9 protein-coding genes, 11 tRNA genes and 1 pseudogene are annotated in these 14,718 nt (G+C 36.7%); 6 read left to right on the forward strand and 15 right to left on the reverse strand.

What is annotated here, in order from left to right:
* Positions 1–9 precede the first annotated feature (9 nt).
* A complete protein-coding gene (locus tag CVS95_RS03965) occupies positions 10–2,385 on the forward strand; it encodes a tetratricopeptide repeat protein (RefSeq protein WP_107695944.1) in 2,376 nt (791 codons plus the stop codon).
* A gap of 594 nt (positions 2,386–2,979) precedes the next feature.
* Here CVS95_RS03965 and CVS95_RS03970 read toward each other — a convergent pair.
* From CVS95_RS03970 to CVS95_RS04040, 15 genes and pseudogenes are all read right to left on the reverse strand, one after another.
* Positions 2,980–3,054: transfer RNA gene (locus CVS95_RS03970), tRNA-Glu, on the reverse strand.
* A gap of 8 nt (positions 3,055–3,062) precedes the next feature.
* A tRNA-Lys gene (locus CVS95_RS03975) sits at positions 3,063–3,138 on the reverse strand.
* A 114-nt stretch (positions 3,139–3,252) separates the two neighbouring features.
* Positions 3,253–3,329: transfer RNA gene (locus CVS95_RS03980), tRNA-Asp, on the reverse strand.
* An 8-nt stretch (positions 3,330–3,337) separates the two neighbouring features.
* Positions 3,338–3,413: transfer RNA gene (locus CVS95_RS03985), tRNA-Val, on the reverse strand.
* 18 nt (positions 3,414–3,431) lie between these two features.
* A tRNA-Glu gene (locus CVS95_RS03990) sits at positions 3,432–3,507 on the reverse strand.
* Between the two features lie 13 nt (positions 3,508–3,520).
* Positions 3,521–3,596: transfer RNA gene (locus CVS95_RS03995), tRNA-Lys, on the reverse strand.
* A 140-nt stretch (positions 3,597–3,736) separates the two neighbouring features.
* A tRNA-Leu gene (locus CVS95_RS04000) sits at positions 3,737–3,821 on the reverse strand.
* Between the two features lie 15 nt (positions 3,822–3,836).
* Positions 3,837–3,913 (reverse strand) — tRNA-Arg (locus tag CVS95_RS04005).
* Positions 3,914–3,928: 15 nt separating this feature from the next.
* Positions 3,929–4,005, reverse strand: a tRNA-Arg gene (locus CVS95_RS04010).
* Between the two features lie 6 nt (positions 4,006–4,011).
* Positions 4,012–4,088, reverse strand: a tRNA-His gene (locus tag CVS95_RS04015).
* 9 nt (positions 4,089–4,097) lie between these two features.
* Positions 4,098–4,175: transfer RNA gene (locus tag CVS95_RS04020), tRNA-Pro, on the reverse strand.
* A 427-nt stretch (positions 4,176–4,602) separates the two neighbouring features.
* Complete coding sequence (locus CVS95_RS04025; protein WP_107695655.1) at positions 4,603–5,325, reverse strand: TerC family protein; 723 nt, start codon at positions 5,323–5,325, stop codon at positions 4,603–4,605.
* The gene (gene purN / locus CVS95_RS04030) at positions 5,318–5,905 is read right to left on the reverse strand and encodes a phosphoribosylglycinamide formyltransferase (protein WP_107695656.1); all 588 of its coding nucleotides are present in this window, start codon (positions 5,903–5,905) and stop codon (positions 5,318–5,320) included. Before purN ends, CVS95_RS04025 begins: the two co-directional genes overlap by 8 nt.
* Positions 5,887–7,290: an NAD(P)H-hydrate dehydratase gene (locus tag CVS95_RS04035; protein WP_107695657.1), complete on the reverse strand. Its 1,404-nt coding sequence runs from the start codon at positions 7,288–7,290 to the stop codon at positions 5,887–5,889. Before CVS95_RS04035 ends, purN begins: the two co-directional genes overlap by 19 nt.
* A gap of 1 nt (position 7,291) precedes the next feature.
* Positions 7,292–7,927, reverse strand: a pseudogene (locus tag CVS95_RS04040) (ATP-binding protein); the annotation flags it as partial.
* Between the two features lie 312 nt (positions 7,928–8,239).
* On the opposite strand from CVS95_RS04040, the gene CVS95_RS04045 reads away from it, so the two are divergent.
* From CVS95_RS04045 to CVS95_RS04065, 5 genes are all read left to right on the forward strand, one after another.
* Positions 8,240–8,884, forward strand: coding sequence for a TnsA endonuclease N-terminal domain-containing protein (locus CVS95_RS04045; RefSeq protein ID WP_107691781.1), 645 nt, complete (start codon positions 8,240–8,242; stop codon positions 8,882–8,884).
* Positions 8,877–10,775, forward strand: coding sequence for a Mu transposase C-terminal domain-containing protein (locus CVS95_RS04050; protein WP_107695658.1), 1,899 nt, complete (start codon positions 8,877–8,879; stop codon positions 10,773–10,775). The genes CVS95_RS04045 and CVS95_RS04050 overlap by 8 nt, the downstream gene beginning before the upstream one ends.
* Before the next feature lie 12 nt (positions 10,776–10,787).
* Positions 10,788–11,681: a TniB family NTP-binding protein gene (locus CVS95_RS04055; RefSeq protein ID WP_103559943.1), complete on the forward strand. Its 894-nt coding sequence runs from the start codon at positions 10,788–10,790 to the stop codon at positions 11,679–11,681.
* Positions 11,678–12,643: a TniQ family protein gene (locus CVS95_RS04060; RefSeq protein ID WP_103559944.1), complete on the forward strand. Its 966-nt coding sequence runs from the start codon at positions 11,678–11,680 to the stop codon at positions 12,641–12,643. The genes CVS95_RS04055 and CVS95_RS04060 overlap by 4 nt, the downstream gene beginning before the upstream one ends.
* 202 nt (positions 12,644–12,845) lie before the next feature.
* Positions 12,846–14,702: a TonB-dependent receptor gene (locus CVS95_RS04065; protein ID WP_107695659.1), complete on the forward strand. Its 1,857-nt coding sequence runs from the start codon at positions 12,846–12,848 to the stop codon at positions 14,700–14,702.
* The last annotated feature ends 16 nt before the right edge of the window (positions 14,703–14,718 follow it).

Raw genomic sequence — 14,718 nt, forward strand, 5'->3', positions numbered from 1 at the left:
AATTGCGGCATGAAAAAGCTCTTAATTATTTTATTTTTTCCGCTTTATCTAACTGCTTTTAATCTTAGCCTAAATAGCGGCGCAAATGGTGATAAACCTTATAGCGTTCTTCAGCTAAGCGATGAGCAAGAATTTGAATGCGTGGAGCAAATTTTAGCCTATGACACCAAACGCTATGTCTGCATGCTCGATGATGAAATTTTGCCAAAAATTGAAGATACGACACTGCCATTAATGGATATAAAATATAAAAAGCAAGATGGCAAGCTTTTTATCGTCATAATGCCAAAAGCACCGTCAAAACTGTTAAATATAAAAACTGAGCTTTATAGCAGTCAAAATGTACAATATAGCCCAAAAACAACCATTTCAAAACACTTTAGCATAATCATAGATACTTCACTCAGTGAAAATAGCAAAAGAAAGTCCGGGCTAAATTTTAAACCTGATTTTAAAGATATGCTAAATCCTAGTATCGGAGCGCTTGATCTTAACAAAGCTCCTATTGCTGGACTTGATAGTAATGACATTGACATCTACATAAGCATAAAAAGAGCTTATGAAAAAGGCGCTTATGAAAATGTAGTAAAAGATACTCAAACAGCGATAAAAAGGCATCCAAATAGCCTTTTTTCAAGTGAATTTTTACTATTTCGCCTAAGGGCTCTTGATAAAATTTTTGAGACAAAAAATGAGTTTGAAGAGATCGAGCCAAAAGATATCGTAAGTGAAGGTAGGGCTTGGATCAGAAAATTCCCATCTGATGAAAACTATCCAGAGGTGCTCTACCTAATCGCTAGAGCCTACCTAAAAGATAGCATCGCAAGTGATGCAAAATATATGCTTGATATCTTAAACGAAGAGCACGCAAACTCAAAATTTACGAAACTTGCAGCGCTTGATTACGCTGATTATCTCTATAAAATAGGCAGACAAAAGGAGGCGCTAAAAGACTATGAAAAAGTGCTTTACTCCACAAACGACATCGACCTTGCAAGTAGAGCAGCACTAAGCCTAGCTGATGCAAATATTGATAAAGAAAAATTTGATGAAGCAAAGAAATTTATACTAAAAATCGCAAATGCGAATGAAAAATTTTTTATGAATAACCCAACAAAGTCGATGAATCTTGCAACTACATTTGCAAGTAAAGATATGCCTGATGTGGCTGCTAAAATTTATGAAATCTTGATAAATAATAGCGATAGAACGAAAGATTTTTATGAAGTTGCTTTAAAAAATTTAGCACTAAATCTAGCCAAAACAAAAGATGAGAAAAAAGCATACGAATACTTAAATAGATATGAGACAGAGTTTAAATATGGTGATTATATCGATGAAGTCACTAAAGCAAAAGATGGATTATTTTTTGAAGAAAAAGATAAAAATGCCACTGCACTTCATGCAAGATATAAAGAGCTAATTGAAAAATATGCTGGAACAAATATTAGTCAAAAGGCTCTAATAAGCGAGCTTGAGCTGGATATTAAAGAGCGTAAATTCTCCGATGCACTATCTTACAAAACCATGGCAAAAGATGGAAATTTAAGTAAGGCAATGGAGCTGATAAATGAGGCTGCGCTAGAGCTTACAAAAGAGTATTTTATAAAAGATGATTGCACGGCTGTTATAAATTTACTTGAAAACTACGATATAAACAAAATCTCATTACCGCAATTTAAGCTCTTTAACTGCTATTACAGAACGGCCCGCTACAACGATGCACTTGAGCTCGCAAAAGCTCATGCAAAAGATGAAAATTTAGAAGATAGAGTTGAGTGGCTGGTAAATTTGAGCAAAATTTTATATAAAAATAAAGACTACGAGCATGCGATCATTGCCGCAAATGATGCGCTTTCACTTGGCTCATCAGTCGAATATTCAGATCCAACACCATCTCTTTTTGACAGGTTTTACTCATTGCTTGCATTAAAACGCTTTACGGAGGCGATCTCAACCATTAGTGCTATCGAGCAGCTAAGAGGCCAAGACTTTAAGATTATCGAAGCATATACGGCCATAAGTGACTATGCGATGAAAAGCAATGACTACGCCATCGCTACAACATATGCCAAAAAAGCTCTTGAGCTACAAACAAAAGCAAAGATAAATACATTTTCGCCAAAGATAAATTTTAACTACTCAGAAGCTTCACTAAAGACAGATAACCTAGATGAGGCGCTTGACGAGGCGAAATTTATACTAAACATGAAGCTTGGACCAGAAGACCGCTTACACGCTTTAAATTTGATAAGTGAAATTTATATAAGGCAAAAGCAGTTTAAGTTGGCTAGGCCTTATTTAAATGAGTGCTCTGACTCAAATTTTATAAGCCCGTATAAAGATGCTTGCAAAGCTAAGCTTGATATGATAGGCAAAAACTAAATACAAAAAGATAGCTTGTTTGCTAGTTTTATATTTGAGCTTAAAATTAGTAGGCTTTATTTTTGCTATTTAAATTGAGCTTTCTTTATAATTGAGTCTTTAATATTTTTTACATTGCCACCAAATACTCTTTATATTATAAAAAGAACTATATTTATCGTAAGCCTTAATGTATTTTTAACGCACGAGCATGGCTGGTATGTTTAAATTTTAAGCATCTTTCTCATAAATAAAGAGAATTGGCCATTTTATTAAATCAACAATACTAAATGTAGTCTGTTTTACGATTTATAAGCTTAAAAATTAAAAATACTTAATGAGTTTTACCCAATAGATCAAAGCAAAAAATAACTTGTAGCGCTTGTAATTATATTTATATGATGTGTTTTATTGTATTTATAGAAATTTTTAGCTTATTGTAAATTAGCTTCTAAAATTTATCACTTACTACACACTAATTAAACAACATTATAAAAAATGGTTTTTACGTTTTTAGTAGCAATTTGCTAAGCAAATAAGTATATATTTTTAAGAAATTTTTCTAGAATAAAATATTGTGTTTAATAAATTGAAAAGTAATGAGAATTAGGAAAATGGTGACCCATACGAGACTCGAACTCGTGTTACCAACGTGAGAGGCTGGTGTCCTAACCGCTAGACGAATGGGCCAAAATGGATGGTGCCCCGTGTAGGCCTCGAACCTACGACCCCATCATTAAGAGTGATATGCTCTACCAACTGAGCTAACGAGGCAAAAAACATAATACAAACTATAAAGCCTAATTTTAGAACTAATAATCTTAAAATCTAAATTTTATCACTCAATAATAAGAAAATTTATAATAACCTTAAACTAAGGTTTAGAGATGGCGCAGCGGACGGGGCTCGAACCCGCGACCTCCGCCGTGACAGGGCGGCATTCTAACCAACTGAACTACCGCTGCACCTAAAATGGTGGTCGCTATAAGACTCGAACTTATGACATCCACCTTGTAAGGGTGGCGCTCTACCAACTGAGCTAAGCGACCTAAAATTTAAAAAATACCTGGCGACCCTTAGAGGATTTGAACCTCTGTTTCTACACAGAGAAAGTAGAGTCCTGAGCCACTAGACGAAAGGGTCATAAACCCAAAAATGGTGTCCTGCGTTGGATTCGAACCAACGGCCCCCTCATTAAAAGTGAGATGCTCTACCGACTGAGCTAGCAAGACATTTGTTTAAAAAAGAATTGAGATTATACAAAAAACATTATTACATGTCAAGAAACAAGAAAAGTACCTAATACTTTCTATAATAAAGGGTAACTTTAATTTTTAATAATATAAGTTTATCTCAAATTATAAAAAAAGAATGGTGCGGATGAAAGGACTTGAACCTTCACGCCGTGGGGCACCAGATCCTAAGTCTGGCGTGTCTGCCAATTTCACCACATCCGCACAACAATAGTAAGGTGGTACGCCCATCAGGATTCGAACCTGAGGCCTACGGCTTAGAAGGCCGTTGCTCTATCCAGCTGAGCTATGAGCGCATAAAGTATTTTAAGTGGCGCGCCCGATAGGAGTCGAACCCATAACCTACAGATCCGAAGTCTGTCGCTCTATCCAATTGAGCTACGAGCGCCCAAAATGGGGTGAGTGATGGGAATCGAACCCACGACCCTCAGGACCACAATCTGATGCTCTAACCGACTGAGCTACACTCACCATTTAACATGGTCGGGGTGAAAGGATTCGAACCTTCGGCCCTCTGGTCCCAAACCAGATGCGCTAACCAGACTGCGCTACACCCCGCCTGAGTCGTGTTTGTGAGTTTATGCCACTACCTCATTAAAAAGTCGTATTTTAACTTGTTTTTTTTATAAAGTCAATTAAAAAACACTTAAATTAATAGAAATTATATATAAAAAATAATTCGATCAAAAATATTAATTAGCACTTTACTAAATACATAATCTTTTAAACGAGCTAGCTTTCTATGCTTCTATATTTTGCTATCTACTACAAATTTAACCTTTATTTCACGGATTTTTAGTAGCTTGATAAGAATATTTTACACTGATATTACAACGAAACAAACATCAATCTATTGTCTATTATGCATTTTATGCTTATCAAAATTTTACCTTCAAATTTCAACAGATTTATCTTTTCGGGCTAGAATTTTTTGATTAACATTTTATCCATCATATCATTAGCTTTTTTCATTGTCGTAAAAATATTATTTAGCTACTACTTTCTTTTTAGCATAGATATTTATACTTTCTACTGCTAATGAAAATGCCATCGCAAAATAGATATATCCCTTTGGAATATGAAATCCTAATCCTTCAGCAACGAGCGTCATGCCCACAAGCACCAAAAATGCAAGTGCTAAAATTTTTATAGTCGGGTTATTATCTACAAAATTAGAAATACCTTTTGACGCTATCATCATTACACCAACTGCTAAAATAACAGCTATGATCATTATCTCTATATGCTCAGCCATTCCAACAGCCGTGATAACACTATCAAGAGAAAAAACAATATCCAAAACAGCTATCTCGCTTACGATAACCAAGAAATTTGCATGTGATTTTTTGCTATTTTTATGCTCTTCGCTTTCGCCAGAAACACTAGAATGTATTTCAAGGGTCGATTTTACAAGTAAAAATAGACCACCTAGTATGAGCACCAAATCTCGGCCGCTTATGCTAAATTCTGCGATAGTAAAGAGTGGCTTTGTTAGCTTCATGATCCAAAACAATGAAAGTAAAAGTAAAATTCTAGTCACCATAGCTAGCCCTAAGCCTACAATCCTACCACTGCCGCGTTGCTCTGGAGGCAGTTTGCCTACCAAAATAGCGATAAATATAATATTATCTATGCCTAAAACTATTTCTAAGCCAGTTAACGTAAGTAGTGATATCCACGCTTCTGGCGAACTAAACCATTCAAACATTTGCTTCCTTTGTTAAAATTTTTATTATGCTATCAGGCAAAATTTCATGCTCTATCGCATGGATTTTGCTCTCCCAATCCTCTAAGCTCATACCATCTTCTCTTTCAAACGCTCTTTGTGCGATGAGTTTACCTCCGTCAAGCTCCTCGCTCACGTAGTGCACGCTCACACCACCTATCATCATATCGCTCTCAAAGCTCTCTTTTATCGCATGAGCACCCTTAAAAAGTGGCAATATGGAAGGATGTAAATTTATGGCTTTTATCTTTGATGTAAAAACAGGAGTTAATATCCTCATAAATCCAGCAAGTACTGTTAGCTCGGCGCCGCTTTTTAAAATTTGCTCCACAACTGCAGCGTCAAATTCCTCACGATTTTTAAATTTAGCACTCTCTATTATCGTCGTCTCAAGCCCAAATTTCTTAGCTCGCTCGATGCCATATGCGCCTGGCTTGTTGCAGATACAAAGGCAAACTTCGATTTTTATGCCATTAAAAATTTGATTATGAACTTTTTTAAGTATCGCTTCTAAATTTGAGCCACTACCGCTAAAAAGTACGGCTATTTTTTTCGTAAGCATTTTACTCCTTTTATAATGTCTGTTGGCTCGAGCGCGTAGCTATTTTTTTTGAAATTTTTAAGGCTTAGTGCATGAGCTAGTGTAGCCGAAATAGCAGCATCCAGTGGCTCGTAGCCTTGAGCTAAAAGAGCAAGTACAAGTCCGCTTAGCACGTCACCACTGCCACCCTTTGCAAGTATATTTTTACCACAAGGCATGATATAAATTTCTCCATCTTTAGCAATTATTGTATTTGCGCCTTTAAGTACTAGCACAGCCTTAAATTTCTCGCTCCAAGACTTAGCATAAGCAAATCTATTTTCTTGTAATGTTTTTACGTCGATATCTGCTATATTACAAAGCTTTAAAAGTGAGCAAAATTCCTTTGGATGGGGCGTTAAAACACAGTTTTCATTTAGTAGATCAAGCACTTTTGCGCTGTAAAAGATATCAGCGTCAAGCACTAGCTTTTTGCTCTTTAAAATTTGCGTATCAAGCTCTTCTATGCCCTTTTTGCCAAGCCCCATGCCAACGGCTCCAGCGTTCATTTTATCGCTTATCTTGCTAGCTTGCATGATATGCGTTGGCAAATTTAAGCCCTGCTCGCATATCACGCTAACTAGCCCAGTCCCAAAGGCAAATGCTGCCTTTGCGCAAAGTTTGCTAGCTCCTATGTGCTCGCCAGATACAATAAATGCGTGGCCAAAGTCGCCCTTATTTACACACTGATTTTTTCTATTTGGAAGTATAAGGTCGCATTTTTTAAGCAGGTGATAGTCACTCTCGCATTCGTAGTTTTGCGTGCTTATGCCAAGATCAGCGACCTTTATCTTGCCAACAAAGTCTTTTGCCGCGTCGCTATAAAGAGCTAGCTTTCTAGCTCCCATCGTGATCGTAGTATCTGCTTTTACGCAAGCGCCGAGCACCTTGCCCTCGCTACTTAGCCCGCTTGGTACATCACAAGCGATGATGTAAGCGAGGCTGGCGTTTATTTTTGAGATGAGCTCTATGTGCTTTTCGTCTAAATTTCTATTTAAACCAGAGCCAAAAAGTCCATCTATGACACAGTTCGTTTCTTTTAAACTAATGTCTATATCATGGCTTTCGTGCACATTAGCTAGTTTTGCACGTTCAAGCTGCTTGCTCGCAAGTGGCTTTAAATTTTGGCTAATCAGGATAAATTCGCACTCAAACTCGCCCTCTAGCATCCTTAAAGTGCAAAGCACGTCAGCACCGTTATTTCCACCACCGCAAATGCCTAGTACCCTCATACCTTTTTTAAATTTCTTACGGATAAAATTTGCTACGGCTACGGCTGCATTTTCCATTAAAAGCTCTTCGCTAAGTTTAAATTTCTCGCTCGCCCTCTCGTCTAAAACTCTCGTGTCTAAATATAAATTTTTCATTCTATGCCCTAAAACTAAGCGCCTCTAAGATATGGGGCTTTAAAATTTGCTCGCTCTCATCAAGATCAGCGATGCTTCTAGCCACTCTAAGTGTTCTTTTTATGCCTCTTTGAGAAAGATTGTACCTCGAGGCCGCCTTTTGTAAAATTTCTCTTGCTTCATTATCTAATAGACAAAATTTTTCTACTTGTGCCTCATTTAGCTTGCCGTTTAGCTCATCTTGATTGCGTTTTTTTTGAAATATAAAGGCTTTTAAGACCATCTCGCTCATCTGCTGTGAGCTTAAACTCGCCTTGTCACCTGGCGAGCTCTCGTCCATAGCAACTTTTAAGTCAATGCGGTCAAGCACTGGAGCTGAAATTCTTGATTTATAGTTTTTTATCTCATTTTCGCTGCATTGGCAATTTAAATTGCGAGAGAATAAATTTCCGCAAGGGCATGGATTTTGAGCTGCTACGAAGATAAACTTAGTCTCATAAGTTACTTTTGAATTTACTCTTGAAATATGGATTTGATTGTCCTCTAGTGGCTCTCTTAGGCTCTCGATCACTTGTTTAGAAAAGTGTGGAAATTCGTCAAAAAATAGCACTCCGCCATTTGCAAGTGCGATCTCACCGATCTTTGCGACATTTGAGCCACTGTAAGATTCAATAAAAGTTGCGAATGAATAAAAGCGATTGAGAAATGCATTATGTAAAATCATTGCCCTATTTTCAGTTAAATTGATACTATTTTACTATTTTTTAAAATTAAAAACAAGCTACTAGAAATTCAATAAAAGTTGCGAATAGTTCAATAAAAGTTGCTAAAATATTATAAAAATTCAATAAAAGTTGCTAAAAAGTTTTAAAGGCGGTATAATACATGTATAGTATTTTAAAAAATATAATTGAGATATAGAAAACAATTAATTTCACTAGATCCAAAGTAAATTAATAAAAAGGTAGCTATGTCAGTACGAAAAATTCCAAAAAACTATCGCTCATCCACCGGAATATTTCAGAGTTTGAAAAACAAGTCGCCTATCTCCTATGAATCTTTGCTCGAAAGAGACTTTTACTTACTTTTAGAATTTAATCATGAAGTTCAATCCTATGAAGAACAACCGCTTACAACACAATATGCCTATAGAAATTCAATTTACAGATATACCCCTGATTGTCTAGTACAATACTATCCAAATTTTAATAAGCTTCCATGCGTATTTGAAATCAAATTTAGCGAAGAACTTAAAGAAAAGAAAGTTTTTCTAGATGCAAAATTCTTTCAAATTGAACAATATCTGTATGAAAATGATATGAATTTTAAAATATTTACAGAACTCGATATAGATCCAATATATCTTGAGAATGCAAAACTAATCTACACATATGCTAATCTTCAGAGCACCAATGCGGTCAAAGACACATTTAACTTGTGTAAAAAATATTCAGGAAAAACACTTGCATATATTTTAAACCAAATTAGCGACAATAGACTAAGACAAGCAGAATTCATTCCCTATATTTGGTATTTAGTTTTTTCTTCAAAGCTCAAAATAGATATGTATAAGCCTATAAATTTTAATACTCCAATAAGGATCTGCGATGAATAAGGTGCAATATGCTATAGGCATGCATATTTTTTATAACAATGTAGAATATATAGTTGTTAGACAAATTAACTTTCAAGAAATCATGGCACAGAATATTTCAACTGGAGAAAAAGCTATTCTCCCTATTCAAGAAATGACAAAAGAGTCTCAAATTTCCAATCAAGAAGATAATCAACAAGACATCAACCCGTTAGAACTAAGTTCAAATGACTGGAACGAAGCCAATAAAAGACTAGAAATTATAAAACCTATCTTGGGTGTAGTCACCAATAGAATTAAGGCCATCAAGCAAAGGGCTGCTGAATATAACTTGCACCCAAGTACAATTTATAGGTGGCTTGAAGCATACAAAAACTCAGGCAATCTTCTAGCTTCTATAGCCCCAAAAAATCAAGCCAAGGGAGGCAGAGGACGTCTTAGAACAGTTGAAGAGGTGGAATTGATAATTAAAAAAACAATTGAGGAGCTATATCTCTCGAAACAGAAATATTCATCAAAAAAGACATATATGGCGATAGCCCAAAGATGCAAAAATGCAAAAATTAAGCCGCCTAGCGAAAACACGGTACGCTCCAGAATCCAGTCGCTGTCGGACAAGGAAGTTCTTAAACGAAGAGAAAGCGCTAGAATGGCCGACAGAAAATATAGAAATACAGATGGTATGTTTCCAGCAGGAAAATATCCGCTTGATTTTATACAAATCGACCATACCCCAATGGATATTATTGTTGTAGATGAAGTGTACGGACAGCCTATAGGAAGACCATATTTGACCATAGCGATGGATATTTATAGTAGAATGGTCATGGGGTTTTTTATAAGCCTAGATGAACCTAGTTATTTTTCAGTCTCACAATGCCTTACACAAGCAATGCTATCAAAAGAGAAATATTTAAGAAGCCTAGAAGTCGATGGCGAATGGAATATTTGGGGGATTCCTAAAACAATAGGACTCGATAATGCGGCAGAATTTAGAGGAAAGGATTTGCAAAGGGTTTGTGAGCACTACGGCATAGAGTTAAATTGGAGACCTGTTGCAAGACCGCAGTTTGGTGGTCACATAGAAAGGATTATAGGTACCGCTATGAGAGAAGTACACACTCTGCCTGGCACCACTTTTTCAAATATTCAGCAAAGAGGAGAATATAAATCCGAAAAATATGCCACTATGACGCTCAAGTCTCTTGAAAAATGGCTTGCCGAATACATCATAAATGTTTACCACAAACAGATACATAGCGGCATAAATTGTACTCCAGAGCATAAATATGAGATAGGAATATTCGGCGATGGTAAAACATCCTTGGGTAGAGGCCTGCCTGAAAGAATTGCTGATGAAGATAAATTTAAAATTTCGCTACTACCTACTATTGAACGCACAATCCAGCAATCTGGAATTAAAATAGATAGCATTCAATACTATGCAGATGCCTTAAGAAGATGGATTAGAGCCAAAGATAAAGACAAGAAAGCTAGAAAATTTATTTTCAAAAGAGACCTAAGAGATATAAGTACAATTTGGTTCTATGACCCTGAAATAAAGGAGTATTATCCAATTCCTTTTAGGAATATATCCTATCCTCCAATATCAGTCTGGGATTTAAGGGCTATCAAAAAATATCTTGACGACAACAATGTAACTGGATACGATGAAGTGACTATCTTTTCGGCATATGAAAAAATGAAACAAATCGAAAAAGATTCTGCGCAAAAAGTAAAAAGTATAAGAAGGAAGCACTCCGCACAAAAACATAGAGATACGAAAAGGAAATTTGATAATATACCAAAGACCAAATCTAAGTCAAATGCCTCATCTGATGCTGAAAATGACATATCTTTATCTGATTTATATAAAGATGTTGAGCCTTTCGATGATATAGAGATTTTATAAAGGCAACAACCTATGGAAAACCAACATTTAATTCAACAAGCACAAGATGCATTATTGCTTACAGATGAAGAAAGAATTGCTTTTATGTTAAACGAGAAGTGGTTTTTATACCCAATTGCCAAAGAAATTCTAAAAGAATTAGAATTTCATCTTAAGCATCCCAAAAAAAATAGAATGAAAGGCAGGCTTATTGTTGGCGGAACCAACAACGGAAAAACGTCTATCGTAAATAAATTTATTAGAAGCCATATGCCATATGATGATGAAAATGTCAAAATAACGCCAGTAGTAGCGGTGAGTGCGCCCGAAAGCTCCAATCCATCAGACCTATATGGAAGTATTTTACACAAGCTAGGGGTCCCATATAAAAACACAGACAGAGCTACAAAAAAGAAAGAAAAGGTTGAGGGAATATTTTTACTATGTCGCACTAATATGCTTATAATCGATGAAATACACAATATTATAGTGGCACCCGTACAAAAACAAAAAGCCTTTATGGTGGCATTAAAAAATCTTAGCAACGAGTTAATGATACCCATCATATTGGTAGGCACTGCCGATGCACTACATGCTATAAATACAGATTCGCAAATAAGTAATCGATTTCCGCCACTGGTTGTACCAAAATGGAAATACGATAGATCTTTTTTATCCTTACTGGCAAGCATAGAAAAAACTCTCCCTCTAAGAAAACAATCAAATATGGCCACCTCAAAAGAGATATCAAATTATATTTTAGACTACTCTGAAGGGTATATAGGAGAAATTATAGATTTAATAAACTTAGCTGCTCAATATGCCATAGAACAAAAAATTGAAAGCATTACCATGGAAACACTTAAAAAATCTAATTTTGTGCGCCCTTCTATGAGAAAAAATATTACTGATTTTATAGAAATATGATAAGCCATGTTACTAGATTTATAAATTTAAACGATAGGGACTTTGTGATTCATCCAAAGCCTCAAGACGACGAATTACTATCGTCATGGCTAGTAAGAGTAGCTCTAGCAAACGATGCAGCAGCTACATCTTTTACTAACATGCATTTTAGAGAATATGCAAGAAATATTATCTGGCAAAGGGATTTGGATATATGGTGTCCTCAAGATCTTATGAAGCGACTCTCGGAAAAAAGTCATTTATCAAAGGAGCAAATTCTAGATATGACATTAAAAAGCTATGAAGGAAAACTACAAGAACATATTAATGGTAGAACCAGAACTCGCTTTGTACAGCCCCTTGGGAACTATTGCCATATAAAAAGAAATGGCGGATTAAGATTTTGTCCCAAATGCCTAAAGGAGGATATAGTACCCTACTTTAGAAAGACATGGAGACTTTCTTTTTATACAGCATGTATCAAGCACGACTGTTTTCTGCACAGCAGATGTCCTACATGTGGCTCTCCACTAGTAATTTATAAGCATTACAACGAAAGAGACTTTACTTTTTGCTATAAATGTGGCACCGATCTTAAAACGGCACCTGCTCATACTATAAATAAACTTTCTTACGGGCTTAAAGCAGTAGAATGTTTGCTACAAATACTAAGTGAGGGCTACGGTATAAAATTCGGAAAAAAAGTAGCGTCAATCGATTTTTTTCATTTTTTAAAACAGATTAATAAAATGATTTATTTATGGAGAAAAACAGATGGCGTATTTGAGCACGAAATATTAGGAGATGTCATAAAATTTAATACTACAACTAAAAATAAATGCTATGAGGACTTTATAACCATAGAAGAACAGTATCTACTGTATTCCGGCTCTTGTTTTTTGATTCAATCAGATTCAAATTTTAAAGATTTTATTCAAAATAATCACATATTGCAGTGCCATATATATAAAGATTTTAGATAAAAATAGGTATTTGAATATAAAGATATAATTACCATTAAACCTATTTAAAAAGCCACAGTAATCCGCCCCCTGCTTGATATTAACTTCTTTACATAGATATTTAATTATTATTCCACATCAAGTTTATTTAAAAATTATTGCACTACAATTCTTTTTGATATTTTGATATAAAAAATCATAATTATATCTAAAAGGATTTCAAATGAGATTAGCTATCAGTCTGGCTGCGGCTACGATGGTACTATTTGCAAACGGCGCAAATCCCGACGTTATAAAGCCGATAAAGGATTTTACGCCTCCGCCGCCTTATACGCCAAACATCGCTCAAAGCGCGTTTCCCGAAAATCAATTCAACCGCGTGCCAAGGGATGATTATTTTTTTGTGACGGATTTGCTCGATAATTCGATGGACAAATTTCACGTCGCGGGCGGATTTTACGGCAGGACGTTTTATAGTTCGGGACTTTTTAAATACCGCGGTGCAAATTTCTATACGATTTTAAACGCGAACTTTTCTAAAGCCAATCGCTACAAAGACGGTGGCGGCAGGGAATGGAACTACGGCTACGCCAGGCAGGGGCAAAGCGCGGTCGTGGGTTTCGTGCCTAGTGAGCTAAGTGAGTTTAGATTTACGCTAGTGCACGATAATATTGACGACGACAAGCAGCCTCACCATACTGCCGACTCGATAAAGACGCAACGATATATCGGTAAGTTTAACGCCAGGCTAGGTAAAGAGGATTTATCTAATACGTTAAATTTTGAAATAGCATTACGCGACGTGAGCAGAAGAAACGACAATTATCATTTGCGCCGCGCAGACCCTTCTAATATGGTAAAGGTAGAAGTAGATAGAAAGATTATAGATACGGAGCTAAAATACGATGTTGATTTTTCAAACTGGCACAATGTGGTCGGTACAGGATATCAGCACGATAATCATGAGGGCAAAAGATATCGTAAAATAGGCAATTATTGGGTTTTAAACGGCTTTAGGTTTGCAGACGTAACGAATAAAAAAACGAGAGTTTTTGATACGCTAAGCTATAAATTTACTGACGCGCACAAGCTCAGCCTAGCTCTAAACTACGACTGGATGAAGTCGAATTTAAATGATTTAAATACGGTTTATAACGGAGCAAGCGCGATAAATACCGTCGCTAAGCTTATTAAACAAATTTACGGCAAAGACTTTGACGGCAACATAAAACAGAATGGCTTAAGCGCTAGCCTAAAATACGACTTCACGCCCAATAAGCAAGATAATTACTATGTGGCTATAGAAAGTCTTTATCGTATGCCGAGCAATATGGAACGCTTTAGCAGTCTCTATGGGCCGACTACTAGAGGCTGGATCAGCAATCCGTTTATTAAGCCCGAGCGCCACAACCGCGTAAATTTGGGCTTTACCTATAAGAGCGAATTTTATAAAGAATACATGAGCTCGCGTCAGGGCGAGGATAGCTTTAGTCTGGGCGGATACTTTATCGCAGACGACGCGCAGGATCTAGTTATCTACGATCGTCGCCACTCGGCCGCTGCCGCGCCGATGAATAAAAACGCCGTCATCACGCGCAACGTTGATGCTAGGATTTACAGCGTAAATTTGCGCGGGGAGTATAATTTCGCGCGAAATTTCGGGCTAAAAACTTCGTTATTTTACAACTACGGACAAAACAAAACCGACGGCAGACCGCTCTATCAGATCCGCCCGTTTGAGGCAAATTTGGCCTTTGATTACAAGGACTACGCGAGCTTTGGCAGCTACAATATCGGCACGGCGGTGCGCTACGTAGCAAAGCAAAATAGAGGAGATTTCGATAAAGCCACCGGCTTTGGCATCGACAAGCGTGAAGCGGCTAAGAGCTTTACGACGATGGACGTTTACGGCGGATTTGAGTTTAAAAACAGCTGGGGCGTGAGGCTTGGCGTGACGAATATCTTTGATAAAGATTACGCCGAGTTTATCAGCGGCGAGCACGTAGGAGCGTTAGATCCTGATCCTGTGGTGCGCGCGCCGGGGAGGGCGGTGTTTGTCAGCTTCCACTCTAGTTTTTAAAGACAACTATCTGTAT

The sequence above is a fragment of the Campylobacter concisus genome (genome assembly GCF_003048905.1).
GTDB classification, from domain to species: domain Bacteria; phylum Campylobacterota; class Campylobacteria; order Campylobacterales; family Campylobacteraceae; genus Campylobacter_A; species Campylobacter_A concisus_V.

What these genes read in the sequence shown, in the direction of transcription:
- CVS95_RS03965 (WP_107695944.1), top strand. Translation starts at nt 10, where the DNA reads ATGAAAAAGCTCTTAATTATTTTATTTTTTCCGCTTTATCTAACTGCT.
- CVS95_RS04025 (WP_107695655.1), bottom strand. Translation starts at nt 5,325, where the DNA reads ATGTTTGAATGGTTTAGTTCGCCAGAAGCGTGGATATCACTACTTACG.
- purN (WP_107695656.1), bottom strand. Translation starts at nt 5,905, where the DNA reads ATGCTTACGAAAAAAATAGCCGTACTTTTTAGCGGTAGTGGCTCAAAT.
- CVS95_RS04035 (WP_107695657.1), bottom strand. Translation starts at nt 7,290, where the DNA reads ATGAAAAATTTATATTTAGACACGAGAGTTTTAGACGAGAGGGCGAGC.
- CVS95_RS04045 (WP_107691781.1), top strand. Translation starts at nt 8,240, where the DNA reads ATGTCAGTACGAAAAATTCCAAAAAACTATCGCTCATCCACCGGAATA.
- CVS95_RS04050 (WP_107695658.1), top strand. Translation starts at nt 8,877, where the DNA reads ATGAATAAGGTGCAATATGCTATAGGCATGCATATTTTTTATAACAAT.
- CVS95_RS04055 (WP_103559943.1), top strand. Translation starts at nt 10,788, where the DNA reads ATGGAAAACCAACATTTAATTCAACAAGCACAAGATGCATTATTGCTT.
- CVS95_RS04060 (WP_103559944.1), top strand. Translation starts at nt 11,678, where the DNA reads ATGATAAGCCATGTTACTAGATTTATAAATTTAAACGATAGGGACTTT.
- CVS95_RS04065 (WP_107695659.1), top strand. Translation starts at nt 12,846, where the DNA reads ATGAGATTAGCTATCAGTCTGGCTGCGGCTACGATGGTACTATTTGCA.